The organism is Pseudomonas sp. Choline-02u-1, from assembly GCF_002836515.1.
GTDB lineage: Bacteria > Pseudomonadota > Gammaproteobacteria > Pseudomonadales > Pseudomonadaceae > Aquipseudomonas.
Genome location: NZ_PJBC01000061.1, coordinates 89,491 through 111,711, shown reverse-complemented (window position 1 = coordinate 111,711; position 22,221 = coordinate 89,491). Strand labels below are relative to the sequence as shown.

Genomic DNA, 22,221 nt, shown 5'->3' with positions numbered 1-22,221 from the left:
CTGCCCGAAATATTATCTTTGGTCAATTATAAAACTTAAACAATCCGTTGTTTATGTTGCTCCGCTGTATGTCAGATAAATCTATAAATCAGAAACTTCGGTAAATTTTCCCACGTCATTATCAGACGTCGTGCAGTGGCGAGATTTGCAGAATCATCCATTATTTCAATGCGTCAGAAAACTTCGATAGTTAACGTCTGCGGAGAGGGAATGGATACTACAAACTTACAATTAAAGGATTACCTGCAGGGGCTTCGAGAAACACTGCACAAGCAGAGTTCTGATTATCGTATCGTTATTCTTGAAGCAGGGTCAGATGCCAGCGAGTTTGAACGCTTCATCGGTCGTCAGTTTCGTCTTCGGTTAAAACATTACATGTTGACGTCAAGAGCCCGAGCACTTGAAACGAGTCTGGCGATCTCATCGCGAAGCACGCATTTTCTGCTGTATCAACGCGATCAACTGACGGCGGTCATGCGTGTCACCCCATCACCGTTCGAATGGGCTTCGCTGGCAAACCAATATGTTTCTCCGACCGTGGCGCTGGCACGTCATGTCGAGTTCAGTCGCCTGATCAGCCTTTCGCAACAGCACCGGCCAGTGCCGACCAATGCGCTGCTTGCGGCCGCCACGCAATGGGCGATCGACCGCGGTTATGAAGGTGTCACTGCGTTGTGCAGATCGCCACAACGGCGGCTATTTCAGCGTTTCGGCCTGACCCTGATCACCTCCAATCCCCTGCATATCGCAAATCGTTCTCGCGGCGATTACTGGCTGCTGTCTGCGCAGTGGCGACAAATCCTTGCAGCACTACAACAACCATTTCCCATGAACGGCAACTATCCGGAGAATCGCAATGAATGCGTCCATCAGTTTTGAACAACATTTGATTCTGCTCGATCAGCGCATCGACAAAACATGGAGCGATATTCTGGGCAACTCCAGGCTGGTCAAGGCTATTCGCAAGGGCAGTGTTTCCAAGGCGTTGTATGCAATCTACATGATCGAAACCTTTCATTACACCTCACACAATGCTCGAAATCAGGGTCTGGTTGGGGTGCGGCATGCCGATAATCCTGTTTATGCGAAGTTCTGTTTTGAACATGCGGCGCAAGAAGTCGGGCATGAGAAAATGGCCCTGCATGATGTCATGAGTTTAGGCTTGAAAAATGAAGCTTTTGATATACCGCCAGCACTTCCTGAGACCGAAGTGCTGATCGCTTACTTATACTGGATTTCTTTTACCGGTAACCCATTACAGCGGCTCGGATACAGTTACTGGGCGGAAAACGCTTATCACTTTATCACTCCGCTGATCAACAAACTGAGTGAAACGCTGTCGTTGAAGCCCGCTCAATTGACGTTCTTCATTGCTCATTCGGATATCGACGTCGACCACTTCAATGAGATCAAACTCATTCTGCAGCGGACCTGCAAGCGTCAGGCTGACTGGGATGCCGTTGCGACCGTGATGGAAACCAGTCTGCGCCTGACCGGTAACATGCTCGAAGCCGTTTATGACCAGTATGAAGCTTGGCAAAACGGCCTCGCGCCCCGCTACGAGTTTCTTCATGCCCTGGAGAAATCATGACGCCTTCCCGTTCATTTTCCTGTCAGGCAGGCGGAGGTCGAGATGGCTGATTATTTCGAGCGTTTGAACTACTCGCTGGGGGATGAAGACACAGCGCTCGAACATGCCATTCTGCCCGAGCATGCCAGACATGTATTGGGCGTTGCCGGCTGTGGCGGTCGGCTTCTGCCTTTGCTGGCCCGTCACCCAGCCCGCATGACGTGTGCCGATATCAGTGCGCCGCAACTGGCCTTTACGCGCTTGCGTTTTGCCCTGCTGGAGCAGACCGATCGTCAGTCGTTCATGGATTTCATGGGCTACCAGCCCGATATATCGGCGACACGCCGCAAATCCATATTTCGCCTGCTGGATCTGCCTTCTCTTGATAGGCGCTGGCTGGAGCACTTTTTTCATTCCCGTCATTGGCAGGCACCGATTTACCTCGGCGCCTTCGAGCAGACCCTGCAGCGGTTGGCGAAGGTCAACGGACTGTTCACTGGCAAGGCGGGACGAGGGATCTTCCAGGTCCGAGATCTGGAAGAACAATCGACTTATTACCAAAGCCGTTTTCCCCTCAAGCGCTGGAAGGCCGTGATCGCCCTATTGGGCAATGCATCGGTGCTCAACTCGCTTTTGTATAAAGGGGCATTCCCCCGCAACAATCTGGGCATCAGTTCCCGCGAGGTGTATCTGGATATTTTCCATACCTTGTTCACCACCCAGGTCGTGCGCGAGAGCTTTTTCCTGCAAATGCTGTTTTTCGGTGAGTTGCGGTATCCCCAAGGCTTTCCGCTGGAGTGCGATCAACAGGTCTTTCAACAGGCACGCAAGGCACTGCAGCAATGCCGGCTGACCGTGGAGCAGAGCGATATTTTCGACTGTGCTTCCAGGTGCAGGGATGTCGACTTTGTCTCATTTTCAGACGTGCCTTCATTCCTGCCGGCGAAGGTGGGTATTGATGTTCTGCAGCGGCTTCGACCCGCTTTGGGCGAGGATGCGCTGACGGTTATTCGTGGCCATTTGCATGTGGTCAGGCCCGATTGCGAAGGCTTCTGCGACGTTACTACGCAATTTCAGGACGCAATCGCACGAGAAAAAACTCAACTCTGGCGAGTGCAGGTCTACCGCCAGACATCACCTGCGCAGGTATCCCGATGAATACACCTCACCCGACCGTTAATTGGGTCAGGAACCGCGTCCGCCAGGCGCGGGACGATCAACAGCAATTGTTCGACGCCGGTCTCAATGGCCTGCACCTGGTGCAGCGCGACGGCAAGGTCATAGAGTTGGGCAGCGGCGAGCGGCTGACCGAATTTCTCTCATGCTCCTATCTGGGACTCGAAAGCGACCCCCGTCTGATTCAAGGCGCAGTGCAAGCCATCGAGTCCTTCGGCGTGCAGTTCGCTGCCGCTCGCACCCGAGCGCTGCTCCCGCCGATGCGCGAACTCGATGAGCAGTTGAACCGCATATTCCAGGGGCATACGGTGACATTCAACTCGGTGGGCAGCGCCCATCTGGGTTGTCTGCCGCTGCTGGGTTCCGGTGAATTGCCGTCGTATCCCTTGCACCGTGGCCCGGGCTGGATCATTGATCATACTGCCCATGCTTCAATGCAAGTGCTGCAAGGCATTCTGTGGCAGTTCGGCCCCGTCCATCGCTGCGATTGCAGTGATCTTCAGCAAGTCGAAGATGCTTGCTCCACAGCCGTCGCCGCCGGCAATACGCCGATTATCATGACTGACAGCATCGGCTCGATGCGCGGGCTTTATCCTGTCGACCGATTGCTGCAACTGGCAGAGCGCTTCGAGGGTTATCTGTATGCGGATGACGCTCACGGCACTTCCATTCATGGCCACGCCGGGGGCGGTTATGCGCTCGATGTCGCCGCTGCGCCGTCGTGCAAACGTTTGATCCTGCTGTCGTCATTATCCAAGGCTTTCGGTGCCACCGGCGGAGCAATTACAGTGCTGACGTCGGCCGATGCCGAGCTGATTCGGCGCCATGCGTCGACTTATACATTTGGCGGCCCGCTATCGATGGGCGGTGTCGGTGCGGCAGTTGCCTCGGCAAAGATCCACCTCTCTGCACAATTGGGTCAGTTGCAAGAGGCGCTTTGGCGAAACGTGGAGGTCATCGACAGTCTGTTAGGACCGGTTTTAGGCAATCACCAGATTGCTTCGCCCATTCGTTTCGTCCGGGTGGGTGCCGAACGGGACGCGATCAGTCTGGCGTTGCACTTGCGTCGGCACGCCATAGCGGTCACTACAGCCTTGTTTCCAGTGGTGGCCAAAGGTCAAGCCATCCTGCGACTGGCCATCAGCGCGAATCACAGCGAGGTTCAGTTGGAGCATCTGGCCAGTGCGGTCAACGAAGGATTCGCTGAGCTGGGTATTCGCCAGGAAGATCCGCATCATGCGCGGTGACCTGATGAACCAGGCCTGTGCAAAGACCGTTCAGGGTGCGGCCGCGGAGGCCTTCGCGCGTAAACTGGCCTATGCGCGGTCACTGCCATGGTTCTGTAAGCTCTGTCCGCAGATTCAGTACGTACAGACCGCAGCGGATCTGCATCGGTTACCGATCCTCGCCGTGGAGGATGATCAGGACGGATTGCTGTTCACTCATCTCAGCGAAGCGTCACATTGCGCGCCGGGCGGCGGGCTGACCCTGACTTCAGGCGGCAGCACGGGTAACCGCAAGCACATCACTCACTCTTGGGCATTCAACGAAAATATCGTGCCCTTGGGCGCGCGGATGTTCGTTGCGAGCGATGAACTGCCCCGTGTCGTAATCAACTGCCTGACGCCCGGTGAAATGCAGGGTGCCTTTCAATACGCGTCGGCCATTGTCCGGCACATTGGCGCGCGCCTGCTGCCTGCGGGTGCGCTGATGGGGCTGCAGCGTATAGCCGGGCTGATTCATTCTCAATCGGCCGATGCACTGATCTGCACGCCCTCATTCGCCGAGGCCCTGTTCAATCATGCTGATGTCGAGGGCGCGCATTTGCGCAGTTTGAGATGGCTCTACTACATCGGAGAACCTTGTCGTCAGCCACTGCGCGAGCAACTGGCTCGAGCCTGGCCGGCCCTGAACATACGATCATTGGGTTACAGCTCGACGGAGACCGGACCTATCGGGTTCCAGTGCAGGCATCTGGAGCATGGTCTCTACCATCTGCATGCCGATGCCATGCTACTTGAAGTGGTCGATCCCCACAGCCTGCAAGCGGTGGTGGAAGGTGAACCCGGGGAGTTTCTGCTGACCCCTTTATTGCCCGATCAGGTGCCTTTGTTGCGGTATCGCATTGGTGATCGTGGGCGAGTCTTGGGCGGGCAATCCGGTTGTGCCTGTGGCAGCGCTCTGCCAATACTGCAACTGCAGGGTCGCGTCGAGACCTCGATCAAACTGGGCGGCGCGATCATCACTCAGCGACAGGTTCTGAGCGTGCTCGCAGAGCTGTTGCCCGAATTGTACGCTTGGGATGTGCAAGTGCAGATTGATCGGCGGGCCGAGGGTGCGCACCTGCGGCTGCTGATCGCCGAAGACCGGATTCCCGCCGCTGCGGAACGGGTCATCGAAGAGGCTTTGCGCAGCGAGGCACAGGCGAGCACATTACTCAGATTACCCGGTGTATCGGGCATGCAGATTCAGCGTCTGCCCCGTGGTGATTTTGCCATCACCACGGCTGGCAAGACGCCGTTTTTTGTCGAGAGATGAGGCGTCCCGGTCAAGCTCTTGAGGCGCGCCCGGGTGCTGCGTTTGATGGAAGTGTTTCAGGGGTGCAGAACGGTAGAGCCGGTGGTGCGCCGCGCCGACAGTTCGGTTTGCGCCTTCGCCGCTTCGGCCAGTGGATAACTCTGGCTGACATCCACCTTCAATTTGCCGCTGATGATCATCTCGAACAACTCGTCAGCCATACGCTGCAGGTTCTCGGCGTTGTTGGCGTAGGTCGCCAATGTCGGCCGGGTGACATAAAGCGAGCCCTTTGCGGCGAGAATGCCAAGATTGACGCCATCGACCGCGCCCGAGGCATTGCCGAAACTCACCACCAGGCCACGTGGCGCCACGCTGTCCAGGGAGGTGAGCCAGGTGTCCTTGCCGACGCCGTCATACACCACCGGGACTTTCTTGCCGTCAGTCAGGGCCAGCACACGCTCGGCTACGTTTTCATGGCTGTAGTCGATAGTGGCCCAGGCGCCGTTGGCCTTGGCCAGTTCGGCTTTTTCCCTGGAACTGACGGTGCCTATCAGCTTCACGCCCAGCGCTTTGGCCCATTGGCAGGCCAGCGAGCCGACGCCGCCCGCTGCCGCGTGGAACAGAATGGTTTCGCCGCCCTGCAGTTCGTAGGTCTGGCGCAGCAGGTATTGCACGGTCAGGCCCTTGAGCATGACCCCGGCAGCCGTTTCGAAGCTGATTTCGTCGGGCAGGTGTACAAGATTGTCTTGCGGCAGGACATGTACCTGGCTGTAGGCGCCGAGCGGGCCGCTGCCGTACGCCACACGATCGCCGACCTTGAACCGGGTGACGTCGCTGCCCACCGCCTCGACGGTGCCGGCGCCTTCCGAACCCAGGCCAGACGGCAAGGCGGGCGGCGCATACAGGCCGCTACGGTAGTAGGTGTCAATGAAATTCAGGCCGATCGCGTGGTTGGCCACGCGCACCTGATTCGGCCCGGGCGCAGCGGGTTCGTAATCTACATATTCGAGCACTTCGGGACCGCCGTGGGCACCGAACTGGATACGCTTTGCCATCTGCCTGCTCTCCTTGGGTCGTCACTAAGCCCTCTATCCAACTCCCCTGCTTGATCTTCGTCAACTGCGGCGCGCCGGTCTGCGATGGTATGCTACGCGCCCATTTGCGCCGCCCGCCCGCCGGGGCGCCGCCCGATTCAAGGTGAAGCCATGACGACCCGCACCGACGCCGTAAAGGCCTATTTGCTCGATCTGCAAGACCGCATCTGCGCCGCGCTCGAAACCGAAGACGGCGGCAAGTGCTTCGTCGAAGACGCCTGGACCCGGCCGGCAGGCGGTGGTGGGCGCACCCGTGTGCTGGAAAACGGCACGTTGATCGAAAAGGGCGGCGTCAACTTTTCCCACGTCTTCGGCAGCGGCTTGCCACCCTCGGCCAGTGCGCATCGGCCGGAACTGGCCGGGCGTGGTTTCGAGGCGCTCGGCGTATCGCTGGTGATCCATCCGCACAACCCGCACGTGCCGACGTCCCACGCCAACGTGCGCTTTTTCATCGCTGAAAAAGAAGGCGAAGAACCGGTCTGGTGGTTTGGCGGCGGCTTCGACCTGACCCCGTATTACGGCGTTGAGGAAGATTGCGTCCACTGGCACCGCGTCGCCGAGCAAGCCTGTGCTCCGTTCGGCGCTGATGTCTATCCACGCTACAAGGCCTGGTGCGATACCTACTTTCACATCAAGCACCGTCATGAGCCGCGCGGCATTGGTGGTCTGTTCTTCGATGATCTGAACGAGTGGGATTTCGACACCAGTTTCGCGTTCATGCGCGCCATCGGCGACGCCTACATCGACGCCTACCTGCCGATTGTGCAGCGGCGCAAAAACGATGCCTTCACTGCACAGCAGCGCGAATTCCAGGAGTTCCGCCGTGGTCGCTATGTCGAGTTCAACCTGGTTTACGATCGTGGCACCCTCTTTGGTCTGCAATCGGGCGGACGTACCGAATCGATTCTGATGTCGCTGCCGCCGCAAGTGCGCTGGGGTTATGACTGGAAGGCCGAGCCAGGCAGCGCCGAAGCGCGCCTGACCGAATACTTCCTGCAGGATCGCGACTGGCTGGCCGAGGCCTGAGGATTGGTGATGGATCGTTACGTCGTTTTCGGTAACCCGATCGGCCACAGCAAGTCGCCGATGATTCACCAGCTGTTCGCTGAACAGACAAGCCAACGCCTCGATTACAGCACGCTGCTGGCGCCGCTTGATGATTTTGCCGGCTGCGCCACCGCGTTCTTTCGGGAGGGGCGCGGTGCCAACGTGACGGTGCCGTTCAAGGAAGAGGCTTACCGTCTGGCCAACAGCCTGACCGCACGCGCGCAGCGCGCTGGGGCGGTGAACACCTTGAGCAAACTGGACGATGGCTCACTCCTCGGCGACAACACCGATGGCGCTGGCCTGGTCCGCGATCTGACGGTCAATGCCGGATTCAGCCTGACCGGCAAGCGCATCCTTTTGCTCGGCGCCGGCGGCGCGGTGCGCGGGGCGCTGGAGCCATTGCTGGCGGAGAATCCGGCCTCAGTGATCATCGCCAATCGCACGGTGGACAAGGCTGAGCTGCTGGCCGAATTGTTCTGCGACCTGGGGCCGGTAGCAGCCAGTGGCTTCGACTGGTTGCGCGAACCGGTGGACGTGATCATCAACGCTACTTCCGCCAGTCTGACCGGTGACGTTCCGCCAATTGCGCCAAGCCTGATCGAGCCGGGCCAGACGCTGTGCTACGACATGATGTACGGCAAGGAACCGACTGCGTTCTGTCGCTGGGCCACCGAGCACGGCGCGGCGCTGGCAATGGATGGTCTGGGCATGCTCGCCGAGCAGGCGGCGGAGGCGTTCTACTTATGGCGCCGCGTGCGCCCGGATACCGCTCCGGTGCTCGCCGAACTGCGCCGACAATTAGCCCTTTAAGAGCTTCGCGAGCAAGCTCGCTCCCACATTTGATCGCATTGCACGGTGGGAGCGCGCTTGCTCACGAATGGCCACTCAGCTGATCCTGGATCAATCCTCAAAGCGGATCGGGCATTTTTCCGCCCCTTCCAGCTTGCGTAATTCTTCCACGACCTGTGGCCGTGCCCGGCGCAAGGTCAGGCTGCGGCCTTGGCCCAACAAACGCCGCGCTTCCTGATGCAGCATCTCCACCCCTGAATAATCGATGAAGTTGATCTGCTGTGCCTCGATCACCACCCGCGCTCCGTGCAACCGTTGCAGGCGCACTTGCAGGTAATGGCTGGCGCCGAAAAAGATCGAACCGCCGACGCGTAAAACATCGTCCTCACCGTCTCGCCAATGCTGCACACGCGGTTGCGAAGTGCGCTTGAGGTAGAAAAACAGCGACGCCAGCACGCCGGCGTAAATGGCTGTCTGCAGTTCCAGCAGCAGCGTTGCGAGGCACGTCAGCGCCATGACCACGAACTCGGCACGACTGACCCGCAGCAATGCCCGAATTGCTCGGTGATCGACCAGGCCCCAGGCAATCAGCAGAATGCTGCCGGCCATGGCGGGAATCGGAATATGCGAAATCAGCCCGGCGCCGAAGATCGCAAACAAAGCTACCCAGACCGCAGAAAAAATCCCGGCCAGTGGCGAACAGGCACCCGCTTCGTAACTCAATCCCGAGCGGGTAAACGATCCGGCTGACAGCGAGCCGGAAAAGAACGCCCCGACAATATTCGACAAACCTTGCGCGCGGACTTCCTGATTGGCATCAAGCAACTGCTGCGACCGGGCGGAAATCGAGCGCGCAATCGACAGACTGGTGACCAGCCCGAGCATGCCCACCGCTACGGCGCTCGGCAGCAGGCGCAGCATCACCTCCGGATCCAGCGGCAAGGCGCTGAAAGGCGGCAAGCGACCGACGAAAGCGCTGACCAGATGCACATGGCCGAACATCGCCGGCCAGATCCATACCAGCAGACTGGCCAGCACTAGCGTGATCAACAGCGTCGGCCAGCGTGGCAGGAGTTTTTTCAGCGCCACGCCGACGATGACTGTGGCGACGCCGAGGATCAGCGAAGGCTTATCCACAGCCCCGAGATGTCGCACCAGATCCATCAGACTGGCGAGCGCCGTGGTGCTGGCCGGCAATTCCAGCCCGAGCAGATTGGGCAATTGCCCGATGGCGATCACCACCGCCGCACCGAGGGTGAAACCGAGCACCACCGAGTGCGAGACGAAATTCACCAGTGCGCCGAAGCGCAGCAGGCCGAGCAACCACTGGAAAATCCCGGCCAGAAAGGTCAGCAACAGAATCAGCGTGATGTAGTCCTGCGACGCCGGAACGGCCAAGGGGCTGACGCTGGCGTAGAGCACAATCGAAATCGCCGCCGTCGGGCCGCAGATCAGATGCCACGATGAGCCCCACAGGCAAGCGATCATCACCGGGATGATCGCTGCGTAGAGACCGTATTCAGGTGGCAGACCGGCAATCAGGGCGTAGGCAATCGACTGGGGTAACGCGAGAATCGCACCGCTGAGGCCGACGATCAGGTCCCTGCCGACGCTGGCGCGGGTTTGCCGTGGCAACCAGCTCAGGAAAGGAAAAAGTGAATGACGGCTGGGGAAGGCCATGGATCCTCACGGTTGGAGTTTTCAACAAGGGTATCAGCCCTTCCCGCCGATCGTTCCCACGCAGAGCGTTAGAACGATCGGCGAATGCATTTACAGCTTCGCCTTCACCGCCACCAGTGCATCATTGCCATCCACCGTCTTCACGCCATCGAGCCACTTGTCCAGTACCGCCGGATTCGCCTTGATCCACGCCTTCGCCGCCGCGGCATTGCTGATTTTCTTGTTCACTACCTCGGCCATGATGCTGTTTTCCATGTCCTGAGTGAACGCCAGATTGGTCAGCAACTTGCCCACATTCGGGCAGGCCTCGGCGTACCCCTTGCGGGTCAGGGTGAAGACGTTCCCGGTGTCGCCGAAGTATTTTTCGCCGCCTTTCAGATAGCGCATTTTCAGTTGCACGTTCATCGGGTGCGGGGTCCAACCGAGGAAGGTGACGAATTTCTGTTTCTTCACTGCCCGCGATACTTCGGCCAGCATCGCCTGTTCGCTGGACTCGATCAGCTTCCACTGACCCATGTCGAAGTCGTTCTTCTTGATGATTTCCTGCAGCGAAATGTTTGCGGGGGCGCCCGAGCCGATGCCGTAGATTTTCTTGTCGAACTTGTCGGCGAATTTGTTCAGGTCAGCGAAATCATGCACACCCGCCTCCCAGACATAGTCGGGGACAGCAAGGGTGAATTCAGTGCCTTCGAGGTTTTTCGCCAATTGCGTCACATCACCGGTGGCGACGAATTTGTCATAAAAGCCCTGCTGCGCCGGCATCCAGTTGCCGAGAAATACGTCAACCTGGCCGTCCTTCAAACCGCCAAAGGTGATCGGCACCGCAAGGGTATCGACTTTGGCCTTGTAGCCCATGCCGTCCAGCAGAAACCCGGTGATGGCATTGGTCGCGGCGATGTCGCTCCAGCCCGGATCGGCCATTTTCACGATTTCGCAGCCTTGCTCGGCAAAAGCCGAGGCGCTGCTCAACGCGATCAGGCCAACGGTCACAGCTGTGGATAACTTGCGCATGGACTTCCCCTTAACATTATTGGTTTTGGCAGGGTTGTGGATAACGGGCCTTGCGCTCCAGATCATCAAGGTCGATGTGGTTGCGCATGTACTGCTGACTGGCATCGACCAGCGGCTGGTGATCCCAGCTCTTCAGCTTGCCGATGGTTAACGCATCGGCGACGAACCGGCGTCGGCGCTGGCTGGCCAGCACGTCCCGATGGATCGCCGGGATATCCCATTTGGTCCGCGCTTGAGCAAGAAAGTCTTCGAACACCTGACGGTGTTGCGGCGACTGGCTCAGCTCTTCTTCTTCGCGCGGATCGTTAACCACGTCGAAGAGCAGGCACGGGTCGCTTTCGCTGTAGATAAATTTGTAGGCGCCCCGACGAATCATCATCAACGGGCTGACGGTGCCTTCGGCCATGTACTCGCCGAACACTTCGTCATGCCCGCCCTGCCCTTGCAGGTGCGGCAGCAAGGAGCGGCCATCCAGCGGCAGGCCCGGTTCGAGGCTCCCTCCGGCCAGATCAACGAACGTCGGCAACAGGTCAGCGGTGGAAACAGCGGCGCTGACCCGGCCCGCCTGGAATTGTCCCGGTGCGCTGATCAACAGCGGCACCCGCGCGGCCATCTCGAACCAGTGCATTTTGTACCAGAGGCCCTTCTCGCCGAGCATGTCGCCATGGTCGCCGGAGAAAACAATGATGGTGTCGTCAATCAGCCCGGTATCGTCCAGCGTTTCCAGCAGTTTGCCGACGTTGGCGTCAATATAGCTGCAAGCCCCGAAATAGGCGCGACGGGCATCGCGGATTTTATCCACAGGCAGCGGCTTGTCCCACAAATCGTAAACCTTGAGCAGCCGTTGCGAGTGCGGATCGAGTTCGTCCTGGTTCAAGGCTGTAGGCAGCGGGATATCGGCATCGTCATACAAATCCCAAAATTTCTTGGGAATCGTGTACGGGTCGTGCGGGTGAGTCATCGACACGGTCAGGCAAAACGGCTGGTCGCCATCCTCGCGGATGTGATCGAACAGATATTGCTGTGCCTTGAACACCACCTCTTCGTCGAAATCCAGCTGATTGGTACGCACGCACGGCCCGGCCTGCAGCACCGAGGACATGTTGTGATACCAGCTCGGTCGTACCTGCGGCTCGTCCCAGTTCACCGCCCAACCGTAATCGGCCGGATAGATATCGCTGGTCAGGCGTTCTTCATAACCGTGCAGTTGGTCCGGCCCGCAGAAGTGCATCTTGCCCGATAGCGCAGTGCGGTAGCCGAGTCGGCGCAAGTAGTGCGCATAAGTGGGGATATCGGCAGGAAAATCAGCGGCGTTGTCATAGGCGCCGATCTTGCTCGGCAGCTGACCACTGACCAGAGTGAAGCGCGACGGTGCGCACAGCGGGCTGTTGCAATACGCGGAATCAAACACTACGCCCTGGGCGGCGAGGCGGGACAGGTTTGGCAGTTTGACAGGCGATGGGCCGTAGAACGGCAACATTGGCGCGGCCATTTGATCGGCCATGATGAAAAGAATGTTCTTGCGCTTCATGTGATCGCGGCATTCCATGTTGAATATTTATGCGAGAGTGCTGCAACCGAGCATGAATCCCATGCTTTCTTCGGTAAAGCCCGCCACAGACAATGACTAGGATAAGCACAGCTTATGTATGAGGCCCTCGGCGACCTGTCCCTCGATCTTCTTCGTGCCTTTGAAGCGGCGGCGCGCCATCGCAGTTTCACTGCGGCTGCTGTTGAGCTTGGTACGACACAACCGGCGATCAGCCAGCAGATCAAACGCCTGGAAGAACAACTCGGAACACGCCTCTTCGATCGGATTTACCGGGGCATTGAGCTGACTGAGGTGGGTACCCTGCTTTTCGAGCAAGTTACCTTGGGTTTGCAGAACATCGACGCAGGATTGAGCGCAATCAGCGCTCAGCAGCAACATGAAGTGCTGCAGGTCGCGACCGATTTCGCGTTCGCCGCCTATTGGCTGATGCCGCGCCTGCACCGCTTCCACGAAGCCAACCCGCACATCGATGTCAGCCTCGTCACGAGCGAGCGCAACCACAATATGCTGCGCACCGACATCGACGTGGCGATCCTGTTTGGCGATGGTCGATTCAAGCAGGGCGAGAGCCACTGGCTGTTCAGCGAAGAAGTGTTCCCGGTGTGCAGCCCGCTGCTGCTCAAGGACCGTTCATTGCCGTTGCCCGCGCAGGCTCTGCTGGAATTTCCGCTGCTGCACCTGCGCGGCGAAAACAGCAGCAACTGGTTCGACTGGAGCGGGCTGTTCCGTCAACTTGGCCTGACCACGCCGCCGGCGCCGGGTCAGTTGCGCTTCGACAATTACACGTTGCTGATTCAAGCGGCGATTGGCGGGCAAGGTGTGGCGATTGGTTGGCGTCACCTTGTGGATAACTTGCTGATGCAGGGTTTGCTGTGCCGGCCGCTGGCGCAAACCACGCTGTCGCGGCTGGGGTATTACGTGGTGCTGCCGCAGCGCAAACGTCGGGGTGCGTTGATTCAAGAGTTTGTTGATTGGTTAATGGCGGAACAGGCCAGCAGTGCCGAATCGCTTAACGGTCTGGCCCTGCCCTCGATTGCGGTGTGAAGTGCAAAAGATCGTCCGATCGCTGCCCGAGCCTCCGGCAGCTCCTGCAGGCGATCTTTTAAATATCTGAAGCCGCTACAAAATTCACATGCTGTCCCACATGCAGATTGAGCCGCAGCTCATCGGCAATCCCCACTGCCACGCGGTTCAAGCGCTCCAAGGGTTCGGCAAGCCCCGGCTCGAGATTGCCGCCAACCTGACTGAAATGCTCGATGGTCAATCCGGCAACGCCGTGCGGCGCATTGACCAGGGTCCAGCGCAGTGAGCTGCTTTGCACCGCCTCGAGGATTTCTTCAGCGGCGTGACGTTGCAGACGCTCGTCACTGTCAGGCTCGTCGAGTACACCGAAGTTGCCTACCAGGAACAAGCGCGGCACGCTGGCCAGGTGCAAGCCTTCGACCAGTGCGTCGACTGCCAGCACCTGTTCGACCGGGCCGAGAGTGACCGAGCGCTCGACATGGTCGCTGCTGAACGGCAGCCCCGGCGCGTCCAGCAGACAGATCACCGCCGAGGTGCCGGCGACGCTCTGATTGACCCGCTCGGCATCGAACAAGTCGCCGGTTTTAGTGCGCAGTCCGGGTCGCGGCGCGAGCGCAGTGAGATCGTCGAGAATGGCGATCACTTCGTGTTGGCGGCGCAGCAATTCAGCCATCAACGCACCCCCCAGGCTGGCCATGGCACCATAGAGCACCACTTTCACCACTGGGGTTTCGGCATTTTTCATGGCTGTTTTCCTTATAGTTGGCCCATATGGCCTGTGACGGTGGAAACAGCCAAGGGTTCGAACCGATTGAGAGGCGACACGATGCAAGGGATCAAGGGCTACCACGCCCATGTCTATTTCGACGCGCAAACCATCGACCAGGCGCGGGCCTTGTGCGAACAGGCCGCGCAGCTGTTTGCGCTGAAGATGGGCCGCGTGCACGAACGCCCGGTGGGCCCGCACCCCGACTGGAGCTGCCAACTGGCCTTCGGCCCCGAGCTGATCGGCGAAGTGCTGCCTTGGCTGGCGCTCAACCGCAAGGGCCTGGTGGTATTCCTGCACCCGGACACGGGCGATGACTTGCTCGATCACACCGAACACGCCATCTGGATGGGCGCGCTGCGGCCGTTGAATCTGTCGGTGTTTTAATCGAGAGTTTCTTCGGCTTCGCCCGGCAGATGCTCATCCAGACGCAGCCAGGGCAATCGGCTGTCAGTCCAGATGTGCCGCTCGGCCGGCGCGATTTCAGGATGATCCAGCGTGGCGATGGTCACGTCGATGGTGTCGGGGCTGAGCGAGGTCAGCAATGCCAGTTGCGCGCCGCAGTTTGAGCAGAAGTATCGCGCGCAACTGGCGGACGATTCATAGCGTGCCGGCGTTCCGGCCAGCCATTGAAAGTTCGCCGCCGGCACGGTGATCCATGTGGTGACGATACCGCCGCTGACCTTGCGGCAGATCGCACAGTGACAATGCGCAATGTCCTGCAGCGCTGCGCTGAACCGGTAGCGGATGTGCGCGCAGTGACAGCCGCCGTTATGTGTCTGGTTCGTCTCCACCGCTCTTCTCCCGTATTCATTGGCTCTCGTTGCAGCCGCCCACCGGTTGACCGTTCATTCATCGCTTTCGATCGCGAAAGGTAGCTGAAAGCTTCCCCGATTAGGATCGCCTCACTCCCGGCAACAGACCGGTTGGCCCAAGACCTGTGGTTGTTCCACAGACCCGGCCCAATTAACAACAACAATGGTGATTCTGATGTCTTCTGCAACCCGCCGTTTTTCCCTCTCCCTGCTGGTTACTCCGCTCGTACGCCTCGCGCCTCCCGTTCTGCGCTGATCCCGCCCGGTCCGCTCATTCCATTAGCCGCGCTACGCCTGGAGTAATCCCATGCTGACTTTCCTTGGCTTCGCCATGGTCATCACGTTCATGTTCCTGATCATGACCAAGCGCCTGTCCGCGCTGATCGCCCTGATCATCATCCCGATCCTGTTCGCCCTGTTTGGTGGGTTCGCGCCGAAAATCGGTCCGATGATGCTAGAGGGCATCACCAAACTGGCGCCAACCGGCGTGATGTTGATGTTCGCCATTCTGTATTTCGCCCTGATGATCGACTCCGGCCTGTTCGACCCGGCCGTGCGCAAAATCCTCAAACTGGTCAAGGGCGACCCGCTGAAAGTTTCGGTCGGCACCGCCGTACTGGCGCTCGTCGTTTCCCTCGATGGTGACGGCGCGACCACTTACATGATCTGCGTGGCCGCCATGCTGCCGCTGTACAGCCGCATCGGCATGAGCCCGCGAATCATGGCCGGTCTGATCATTCTCGCCGGCGGCGTGATGAACATGACCCCATGGGGCGGCCCGACCGCCCGTGCGGCGAGTGCTCTGCATGTCGACCCGTCGGATATTTTCGTGCCGATGATCCCGGCGATGGCCGCCGGTGTAGTGGCGATCCTGCTGATTGCCTACTTCTACGGCAAACGTGAACGTGCCCGCCTCGGCGAGCTGCATCTGGTCGGCGATGAGATCGATCACAGCGAAATCAGCGTCTCGCAATTCCCCGACGCGCGGCGTCCGAAACTGATCTGGTTCAACGCCGCGTTGACCTTCGGCCTGATGTGCACGCTGATCGGCGGCCTGCTGCCGCTGCCGGTGCTGTTCATGGTGGCGTTCAGTATTGCGATGATCGTCAACTACCCGTGCCTGCAAATGCAGAAGGATCGCGTCGCCGCACATTCCGGCAGCGTGCTGGCAGTGGTCGGGCTGATCTTTGCGGCCGGTATCTTCACCGGTATCCTGTCGGGCACCGGCATGGTCGATGCGATGTCGAAGAGCCTGTTGGCGGTGATTCCGGAGTTCCTCGGCCCGTACCTGGCGGTGATCACGGCGCTGGTGAGCATGCCGTTCACCTTCTTCATGTCCAACGACGCGTTCTACTACGGCGTGTTGCCGGTGCTGGCCGAAGCGGCCAGTCACTATGGAATCACTGCAGTGGAAATGGCCCGTGCCTCGATCGTCGGTCAGCCCGTCCACTTGCTGAGCCCGTTGGTACCGTCGACCTATCTGTTGGTGGCGCTGGCTGGTATCGATTTCGGTGATCACCAGCGTTTTACCTTGAAATGGGCGATCCTGGTGTGTATCTGCATTCTGATTGCTGCGCTGCTGTTGGGGACTTTCCCGCTGTTCAGCACTCTATAAGCCCAAGACTCACCGATTCGGGTCCTGGCTTCGCGGTTTGAAGCCCGGACCTTTTTCGGTTTAACAATTGCTCAAAGGAATACACATGGAATGGCTGACCAACCCCGAAATCTGGGTTGCCTTCTTCACCCTGACCGCCCTGGAAATCGTCCTCGGCATCGATAACATCATCATGATCTCGATTCTGGTCAGCCGCATGCCCAAGCACATGCAGGCGCGCACCCGAATCTTCGGTCTGGCCCTGGCGATGATCACGCGGATCCTGTTGCTGCTGTCGATCACCTGGGTCATGCGCCTCACCGCCGACCTCTTCGAGGTGTTCGGTCAGGGCATTTCCGGTCGTGACCTGATCCTGTTCTTCGGTGGCCTGTTCCTGCTCTGGAAAAGCTCGCAGGAGATGTACCACGCGCTGGAAGGCGAAGACGAAAGCGACGACGCGCCATCGGGCAAGGGCGGCAACTTCCTCTACACCATCATTCAGATCGCGATCATCGATATCGTCTTCTCGCTGGACTCGGTGATCACTGCGGTCGGCATGGTTTCGCATGTACCGGTCATGGTTGCGGCGATTATCGTGGCGGTGCTGGTGATGATGCTGGCCTCGGGCAAGATCAGCGAATTCATCGACAAGCACCCGTCGCTGAAAATGCTCGCGCTGTCGTTCCTGCTGGTAGTCGGTACCGTGCTGATCGCCGAGTCGTTCGACGTGCATGTGCCGAAAGGCTACGTCTACTTCGCCATGGCGTTCTCGCTGACGGTGGAAGCGATCAACATCAAACTGCGCGGCGCGATGGCCAAAAAGAAACAGCAGCAGGATCCGGTGAAACTGCGCAAGGATGTGCCGGGCCAATAATCTGCTCGTCCGCTCAAGCGCAATAACCTGTGGGAGCGAGCCTGCTCGCGAAGACGGAGTGCCAGTCGACAACAATGTTGGCTGGCCCACCGCTTTCGCCAGCAAGCTCGCTCCCACAGTCGTTTTCGGCCACGCAGGGAAAACGTGTCGAATTCCGGGGCTGGATACACCGGCTTTCATGACAGTTTTGTTTCATTCCGTTCTTTAGCTGTGCAATGCTGGCGCCCAGACCGTTAGCCAACTACAGCTTAAGTATCAAAAACGTAGAAACCGCGCGGTGCCGTCCACTTGCCCCTCTGGGGCGCTGCTACTACAGGGGGTCTGCATGCTCACCCTGCTCAATTTGTTGTCCGCCGTTGCCCTGCTGATCTGGGGCACGCACATCGTCCGAACCGGCATCCTGCGGGTTTACGGCACCAATTTGCGACATGTCATCGGCCAGAACATGTCGAAGAAATGGCTGGCGTTCATCGCCGGTATTCTCGTCACCGCGATGGTGCAGAGCAGCAACGCCACGGCGATGCTGGTCACCTCGTTTGTCGGCCAGGGCCTGATGGCGCTGACCCCGGCGCTGGCGACCATGCTGGGTGCCGATGTCGGTACCGCGTTGATGGCGCGGGTGCTGACGTTTGACCTGTCGTGGCTGTCGCCGCTGCTGATCTTCCTCGGGGTGATTTTCTTTCTCTCACGTAAACAGACGCGGCTCGGGCAGATGGGCCGGGTGTCGATCGGGCTGGGGCTGATCATCCTCGCTCTGCAGTTGATCGTTGAAGCCGCCGCGCCGATTACTCACGCCCAAGGGGTGAAAGTGATTTTCGCCTCGCTGACCGGCGACATCCTCCTCGACGCCCTGGTCGGCGCGCTGTTCGCGATGATTTCCTACTCCAGCCTCGCTGCCGTGCTGCTGACCGCCACGCTGGCCGGCGCTGCGGTGATCAGCCTGCCGGTGGCGATCGGTCTGGTGATCGGCGCGAACATCGGCAGCGGCATTCTCGCCTTCATGAGCACCAGCATGCAGAACGCCGCCGGCCGGCAAGTGGCGCTGGGCAGCCTGTTGTACAAACTGATCGGTCTGCTGCTGATCATCCCGGTGCTCGACCCGCTGGTGCACTGGATCGACAGCCTCGATTTCAGCCCCCAGGAAATGGTCATCGGCTTCCACCTGCTCTACAACACCGCGCGCTGCCTGATCCTGCTGCCCAGCGTCGGGCCGATGGCGCGGCTATGTGCCTGGTTGCTGCCGGAGCGGCCGGAGGTCAACGGCACCGCCAAACCGCGGCATCTCGACCCGACGGCACTGGTCACGCCGAGCCTGGCGCTGGCCAATGCTGCGCGGGAAACCCTGCGCATGGGCGATCTGCTCGATAACATGCTCGACGCCTCCCTCGATGTGCTGCGCGGCAAGCAGACCGCCGTCACGCAGGAGATGCGCCGCCTGACCGACGATGTCGAAGCACTGTACAGCGCGATCAAGCTTTATCTGGCGCAGATGCCTCGCGAGGATCTCGGCGAGCAGGACAGTCGGCGCTGGGCCGAGATCATCGAGCTGGCGATCAACCTGAAACTTGCCGCCGACCTGATCGAGCGCATGCTGCGCAAGATCCAGCAGCAGAAAACCTCGCAGCGGCGTTCGTTCTCTGAGGAAGGCCTGGAAGATCTCGCCGGCCTGCAGCAGCAATTGATCGCCAACCTGCGCCTGGGCCTGTCGGTGTTTCTCAGTGGCGACCGCGAAAGCGCGCGGCAGTTGTTGCGCGAGAAACGCCGTTTTCGTGCGCAGGAGCGGCGTCTGGCCCACGCGCACGTCAGCCGTTTGCAGCGCAAGATCGTGCAGAGTCTGGAGACCAGTTCGTTGCATCTGGAATTGATTGCCGACATGAAGCGGCTCAACTCGCTGTTCTGCAGCAGCGCCTATGTGGTGCTGGAAACGGCGGACACCGGCGCGCTGGCGGTGGATGACATGGCCGACATTACGCATTCGCCTTGAACGTCTGAGGCTGCGGTCAGTCAGTTACAGTGGTTCAGCCTTGAGACCGCCGATTGGGGTCGCAACTGACGACACGGATCTCCAAATCAGCCGTATGGAAGCCTGTTATGCGTTGCCTGTTGTTCGCCTGCCTGTTGCTCGGCTCCCTGCCCGCCTTCGCCCTGGATCGTTTTCAAGTCGAAGGCTATGCGCTGCCCAACGGTTTGCAGTTGATGCTCAAGCCCGGCACTGAGCGTGGGCATGTGGCAATCCGGCTGGTGGTCGGCGTCGGCCTCGATGATTTCGATTGCGACGAGAAAGAGCTGCCGCATTTGCTCGAACACCTGCTGTTCAGCGGTATCGACGCCACTGGCGAAGGCGGTCTGGAGGAGCGCATGCAGGCGCTGGGCGGTGACTGGAATGCGTTCACTAGCAATGCCGACACCACGTTCGTCATCGAAGCCCCGGCGAAAAACCAGCGCAAGGTACTCGACCTGCTCCTCGCGCTGCTGACTCAGACACGCATCGACGGCAACGCGATCAACGCGGCGAAACGGGTCGTCGAGCGTGAGGACGGCGGCCATTACACCAAACTGCAACGCTTCCTCGACCGTCAGGACTTCGGGCATACCGCGAGCAATCAACTGGCTGTCGAACTGGGATTGAAATGCCCGCAGCGCGCCGAAGTCGGCCATCTTACCCAGGAGCAATTGGAGAAGGTGCGCAAGGCCTGGTACGCGCCGAACAACATGACCCTGATCGTCGTCGGCGAACTCGACAAACTGCTGCCGGCCTATCTGGAGCGCACCTGGGGTGAGCTGGAGCCGGTCGAGCCGAGCGAGCATCGGGCGCTGCCGGACATTCGCACCAGCGCCGCCCATGAACGCACCCTCACCCGTGGCTTCATCGGCGACAGCGCCAAGCTGCACTGGCTGGTGCCGGAACCGGTGCTTGACGATCAGTACGACCAGACCTTCGACATTCTCAAGGATTACCTCGACTGGGCGCTGTATCGGCAGATTCGTCTCAACCACGGCCTGTCATACGGGCCGTGGGCCGAGCGCGAAGTGTTCGGCGGTGTCGGCTTTATGAGCCTCAACGCTGACCTTGATCGCGATGACGTCGACGAAGCCATTCAGGTGCTGGCGGACCTCAAGGCCGACCTGCTGAAAAACGGCCTTGACCCGAGCACCTTCGCCCGCATCAAGCAAGCTGCCATCGCCCATCAGGCCTGGGCCGTGCAGGGCAACAGCGCGTTGGCGGACTATTACTGGAGCGCGCTGGCCGACTATCAGGATGGCCGCTTTGCCAATCCCGCGCGGGAGCTGCAAGGGGTGACGCTGGACGCGGCGAACAAGGCCATGCGCGAGCTGCTGTTGCAGCCGGGGTATATCAGGATCGAGAAGCCCTTGATCAGTGATGATCAGGTGTTGTGGCTGGTCGCCGGTGGTGTCGGCGTATTGCTGCTGATCGTGATCGGCTGGCGCCTGCATCGCCACCGCAAACCGGCCGAACACTGACCCTGTGGGAGCGGGCTTGCTCGCGAATTCGCCGGGTCAGTCACTGCATTCCCGGATGATCCACCGCATTCGCGAGCAAGCCCGCTCCCACAGGGAATGTGGTGGATTTATGTGACCCGCAACCTCGCCACAACGCCCGGCGGACGCTACTCTGTCGGGGTATTTCCCCTGCAGTGAATTGCCCACATGTCGAAATTAACCCTCCTGGTCCAGCGCATTCTCGAGCTGATCAAGCGCTACCCCGGGGTCATTGCGGCGGGTGGTTTCATTTCCGGGGTCGGCAGTTTCATCCTCGTCGATCGCCAACAGGGGCTGGCCAGTTGGATCACGGTGATCATGCTGCTCAGCTGGATCTGGCTGATGCTGGAAAACACCCTGACCGGGCTGTTCACGCGGATCTTCAAACGCGAGATTCCCCAGCCGCTGCTGCGCTACGCGACGCAGATGATCCATCAGGAAAGCCTGTTTTTTGTCCTGCCGTTCTTCTTCATCACCACCACCTGGAACAGCGGTCAGTTGATTTTCACCGGCCTGCTTGGCATTGCCGCACTGATCTCTATCGTCGATCCGCTGTACTACAAATGGCTGGCGCCACGGCGCTGGGCGTTTCTCGCGCTGCACACCCTGACCCTGTTCGCCGCCCTGCTCACCGCATTGCCGGTGATCATGCACCTGACGACCGCACAGAGTTTCAAATGGGCGCTGGGGATTGCCGTGCTGCTGTCGTTCCCGAGCCTGGCGTCGATCTTCCCGATCCGCACGGTGCGCAACGCCCTGGCGATTCTGTTCATTACCGTCGGCATCGGTGGCGTCGGTTGGGCGCTGCGTTCCTGGGTGCCGCCGGCGACGCTGTGGATGACCGATGTGGCGATCAGCACGCAGCTGCAGGATCGCACCCCCGGCGCCAGCCTCGATACCGTCAGCGCCGAGCAGATCCGCAATGGCGGGCTCTACGCCTACACCGCGATCAACGCGCCGCGTGGCCTCGATGAGCGGATCTATCACGTCTGGACCTTCAACGGCAAAGAGGTTGACCGCATCGCCCTCGACATTCACGGCGGGCGCAAGGAAGGCTACCGGGCGTGGACGCACAAGCAGAATTTCCCCGGTAACCCGACGGGCAAATGGCAGGTGCGCGTGCTGACCGAGGATGGCCAGTTGATCGGCGTGCTGCGTTTCGCAATTACGGACAGCACACCGGCCAAAGAAAAGTAATCCGGTTCGTGCTAT

At 59.7% G+C, this 22,221-nt stretch carries 20 protein-coding genes; 14 read left to right on the top strand and 6 right to left on the bottom strand.

Translation table 11 applies throughout. From position 1 onward, the window contains the following. The first annotated feature begins 210 nt into the window (after positions 1-210). The 5 genes from CXF97_RS18250 to CXF97_RS18230 are packed head-to-tail and all read left to right on the top strand — an operon-like array spanning position 211 to position 5,284. A complete protein-coding gene (locus CXF97_RS18250; protein WP_101159701.1) occupies positions 211-879 on the top strand; it encodes a hypothetical protein in 669 nt (222 codons plus the stop codon). After that, positions 857-1,591 (top strand): iron-containing redox enzyme family protein, encoded by a 735-nt coding sequence (locus tag CXF97_RS18245; RefSeq protein WP_101159700.1) that lies wholly within the window; start codon positions 857-859, stop codon positions 1,589-1,591. The genes CXF97_RS18250 and CXF97_RS18245 overlap by 23 nt, the downstream gene beginning before the upstream one ends. A gap of 42 nt (positions 1,592-1,633) precedes the next feature. Beyond that, positions 1,634-2,728 (top strand): DUF3419 family protein, encoded by a 1,095-nt coding sequence (locus tag CXF97_RS18240; RefSeq protein ID WP_101159699.1) that lies wholly within the window; start codon positions 1,634-1,636, stop codon positions 2,726-2,728. After that, complete coding sequence (locus CXF97_RS18235) at positions 2,725-3,993, top strand: aminotransferase class I/II-fold pyridoxal phosphate-dependent enzyme (RefSeq protein ID WP_101159698.1); 1,269 nt, start codon at positions 2,725-2,727, stop codon at positions 3,991-3,993. The genes CXF97_RS18240 and CXF97_RS18235 overlap by 4 nt, the downstream gene beginning before the upstream one ends. Next, positions 3,983-5,284 carry a phenylacetate--CoA ligase family protein gene (locus CXF97_RS18230; protein ID WP_256589864.1) on the top strand — a complete coding sequence of 434 codons (1,302 nt, stop codon included), beginning with the start codon at positions 3,983-3,985 and terminating at the stop codon, positions 5,282-5,284. Before CXF97_RS18235 ends, CXF97_RS18230 begins: the two co-directional genes overlap by 11 nt. A gap of 56 nt (positions 5,285-5,340) precedes the next feature. Here the strand turns inward: CXF97_RS18230 and CXF97_RS18225 are convergent, their stop codons facing one another. After that, the gene (locus tag CXF97_RS18225; protein WP_101159697.1) at positions 5,341-6,318 is read right to left on the bottom strand and encodes a quinone oxidoreductase; all 978 of its coding nucleotides are present in this window, start codon (positions 6,316-6,318) and stop codon (positions 5,341-5,343) included. 150 nt (positions 6,319-6,468) lie between these two features. Here CXF97_RS18225 and hemF point away from each other — a divergent pair, with 150 nt between their 5' ends. Both hemF and aroE read left to right on the top strand, forming a co-directional pair. Continuing rightward, the gene (gene hemF, locus CXF97_RS18220) at positions 6,469-7,383 is read left to right on the top strand and encodes an oxygen-dependent coproporphyrinogen oxidase (protein ID WP_101159696.1); all 915 of its coding nucleotides are present in this window, start codon (positions 6,469-6,471) and stop codon (positions 7,381-7,383) included. A gap of 9 nt (positions 7,384-7,392) precedes the next feature. Continuing rightward, positions 7,393-8,214: a shikimate dehydrogenase gene (gene aroE / locus CXF97_RS18215; protein ID WP_101159695.1), complete on the top strand. Its 822-nt coding sequence runs from the start codon at positions 7,393-7,395 to the stop codon at positions 8,212-8,214. A 90-nt stretch (positions 8,215-8,304) separates the two neighbouring features. Here the strand turns inward: aroE and CXF97_RS18210 are convergent, their stop codons facing one another. The 3 genes from CXF97_RS18210 to betC form a co-directional block, all read right to left on the bottom strand. Beyond that, the gene (locus CXF97_RS18210; protein ID WP_101159694.1) at positions 8,305-9,873 is read right to left on the bottom strand and encodes a SulP family inorganic anion transporter; all 1,569 of its coding nucleotides are present in this window, start codon (positions 9,871-9,873) and stop codon (positions 8,305-8,307) included. Positions 9,874-9,963: 90 nt separating this feature from the next. Further along, entirely contained in the window at positions 9,964-10,884 is a 921-nt protein-coding gene (choX, locus tag CXF97_RS18205) for a choline ABC transporter substrate-binding protein (RefSeq protein WP_101159693.1), read from the bottom strand. A gap of 16 nt (positions 10,885-10,900) precedes the next feature. Then, positions 10,901-12,415, bottom strand: coding sequence for a choline-sulfatase (gene betC / locus CXF97_RS18200; protein ID WP_101159692.1), 1,515 nt, complete (start codon positions 12,413-12,415; stop codon positions 10,901-10,903). A 114-nt stretch (positions 12,416-12,529) separates the two neighbouring features. Between betC and CXF97_RS18195 the strand changes: the two genes are divergently transcribed. Further along, the gene (locus tag CXF97_RS18195) at positions 12,530-13,480 is read left to right on the top strand and encodes a LysR family transcriptional regulator (protein ID WP_101159691.1); all 951 of its coding nucleotides are present in this window, start codon (positions 12,530-12,532) and stop codon (positions 13,478-13,480) included. Between the two features lie 58 nt (positions 13,481-13,538). Here CXF97_RS18195 and CXF97_RS18190 read toward each other — a convergent pair whose 3' ends face one another. After that, positions 13,539-14,204, bottom strand: a complete 666-nt coding sequence (locus tag CXF97_RS18190) for an NAD(P)-dependent oxidoreductase (protein WP_101159690.1) — start codon at positions 14,202-14,204, stop codon at positions 13,539-13,541. A gap of 81 nt (positions 14,205-14,285) precedes the next feature. Here CXF97_RS18190 and CXF97_RS18185 point away from each other — a divergent pair, with 81 nt between their 5' ends. Beyond that, a complete protein-coding gene (locus CXF97_RS18185) occupies positions 14,286-14,612 on the top strand; it encodes a DOPA 4,5-dioxygenase family protein (RefSeq protein WP_101159689.1) in 327 nt (108 codons plus the stop codon). On the opposite strand, the gene CXF97_RS18180 is transcribed toward CXF97_RS18185, so the two are convergent. Further along, on the bottom strand, positions 14,609-15,019 hold the full coding sequence (locus tag CXF97_RS18180; RefSeq protein ID WP_101159688.1) for a GFA family protein: 411 nt from the start codon (positions 15,017-15,019) through the stop codon (positions 14,609-14,611). The genes CXF97_RS18185 and CXF97_RS18180 overlap by 4 nt on opposite strands. 328 nt (positions 15,020-15,347) lie before the next feature. On the opposite strand from CXF97_RS18180, the gene CXF97_RS18175 reads away from it, so the two are divergent. The 5 genes from CXF97_RS18175 to CXF97_RS18155 all read left to right on the top strand — a co-directional run bounded on the left by CXF97_RS18175 (position 15,348) and on the right by CXF97_RS18155 (position 22,206). Then, the gene (locus tag CXF97_RS18175; RefSeq protein ID WP_101159687.1) at positions 15,348-16,655 is read left to right on the top strand and encodes a CitMHS family transporter; all 1,308 of its coding nucleotides are present in this window, start codon (positions 15,348-15,350) and stop codon (positions 16,653-16,655) included. 85 nt (positions 16,656-16,740) lie between these two features. Then, a complete protein-coding gene (locus tag CXF97_RS18170) occupies positions 16,741-17,508 on the top strand; it encodes a TerC family protein (RefSeq protein ID WP_101159686.1) in 768 nt (255 codons plus the stop codon). Between the two features lie 325 nt (positions 17,509-17,833). Further along, positions 17,834-19,492 (top strand): Na/Pi cotransporter family protein, encoded by a 1,659-nt coding sequence (locus tag CXF97_RS18165; protein WP_101159685.1) that lies wholly within the window; start codon positions 17,834-17,836, stop codon positions 19,490-19,492. A gap of 107 nt (positions 19,493-19,599) precedes the next feature. Then, positions 19,600-20,991, top strand: coding sequence for a pitrilysin family protein (locus CXF97_RS18160; RefSeq protein ID WP_101159684.1), 1,392 nt, complete (start codon positions 19,600-19,602; stop codon positions 20,989-20,991). Positions 20,992-21,177: 186 nt separating this feature from the next. Then, positions 21,178-22,206 (top strand): DUF5924 family protein, encoded by a 1,029-nt coding sequence (locus CXF97_RS18155; RefSeq protein WP_101159683.1) that lies wholly within the window; start codon positions 21,178-21,180, stop codon positions 22,204-22,206. Positions 22,207-22,221: the final 15 nt, after the last annotated feature.

Excerpts from the sequence above, each read along its gene's own strand:
- CXF97_RS18250 (WP_101159701.1), top strand. The coding sequence starts at position 211 with ATGGATACTACAAACTTACAATTAAAGGATTACCTGCAGGGGCTTCGA.
- CXF97_RS18245 (WP_101159700.1), top strand. The coding sequence starts at position 857 with ATGAATGCGTCCATCAGTTTTGAACAACATTTGATTCTGCTCGATCAG.
- CXF97_RS18240 (WP_101159699.1), top strand. The coding sequence starts at position 1,634 with ATGGCTGATTATTTCGAGCGTTTGAACTACTCGCTGGGGGATGAAGAC.
- CXF97_RS18235 (WP_101159698.1), top strand. The coding sequence starts at position 2,725 with ATGAATACACCTCACCCGACCGTTAATTGGGTCAGGAACCGCGTCCGC.
- CXF97_RS18230 (WP_256589864.1), top strand. The coding sequence starts at position 3,983 with ATGCGCGGTGACCTGATGAACCAGGCCTGTGCAAAGACCGTTCAGGGT.
- CXF97_RS18225 (WP_101159697.1), bottom strand. The coding sequence starts at position 6,318 with ATGGCAAAGCGTATCCAGTTCGGTGCCCACGGCGGTCCCGAAGTGCTC.
- hemF (WP_101159696.1), top strand. The coding sequence starts at position 6,469 with ATGACGACCCGCACCGACGCCGTAAAGGCCTATTTGCTCGATCTGCAA.
- aroE (WP_101159695.1), top strand. The coding sequence starts at position 7,393 with ATGGATCGTTACGTCGTTTTCGGTAACCCGATCGGCCACAGCAAGTCG.
- CXF97_RS18210 (WP_101159694.1), bottom strand. The coding sequence starts at position 9,873 with ATGGCCTTCCCCAGCCGTCATTCACTTTTTCCTTTCCTGAGCTGGTTG.
- choX (WP_101159693.1), bottom strand. The coding sequence starts at position 10,884 with ATGCGCAAGTTATCCACAGCTGTGACCGTTGGCCTGATCGCGTTGAGC.
- betC (WP_101159692.1), bottom strand. The coding sequence starts at position 12,415 with ATGAAGCGCAAGAACATTCTTTTCATCATGGCCGATCAAATGGCCGCG.
- CXF97_RS18195 (WP_101159691.1), top strand. The coding sequence starts at position 12,530 with ATGTATGAGGCCCTCGGCGACCTGTCCCTCGATCTTCTTCGTGCCTTT.
- CXF97_RS18190 (WP_101159690.1), bottom strand. The coding sequence starts at position 14,204 with ATGAAAAATGCCGAAACCCCAGTGGTGAAAGTGGTGCTCTATGGTGCC.
- CXF97_RS18185 (WP_101159689.1), top strand. The coding sequence starts at position 14,286 with ATGCAAGGGATCAAGGGCTACCACGCCCATGTCTATTTCGACGCGCAA.
- CXF97_RS18175 (WP_101159687.1), top strand. The coding sequence starts at position 15,348 with ATGCTGACTTTCCTTGGCTTCGCCATGGTCATCACGTTCATGTTCCTG.
- CXF97_RS18170 (WP_101159686.1), top strand. The coding sequence starts at position 16,741 with ATGGAATGGCTGACCAACCCCGAAATCTGGGTTGCCTTCTTCACCCTG.
- CXF97_RS18165 (WP_101159685.1), top strand. The coding sequence starts at position 17,834 with ATGCTCACCCTGCTCAATTTGTTGTCCGCCGTTGCCCTGCTGATCTGG.
- CXF97_RS18160 (WP_101159684.1), top strand. The coding sequence starts at position 19,600 with ATGCGTTGCCTGTTGTTCGCCTGCCTGTTGCTCGGCTCCCTGCCCGCC.
- CXF97_RS18155 (WP_101159683.1), top strand. The coding sequence starts at position 21,178 with ATGTCGAAATTAACCCTCCTGGTCCAGCGCATTCTCGAGCTGATCAAG.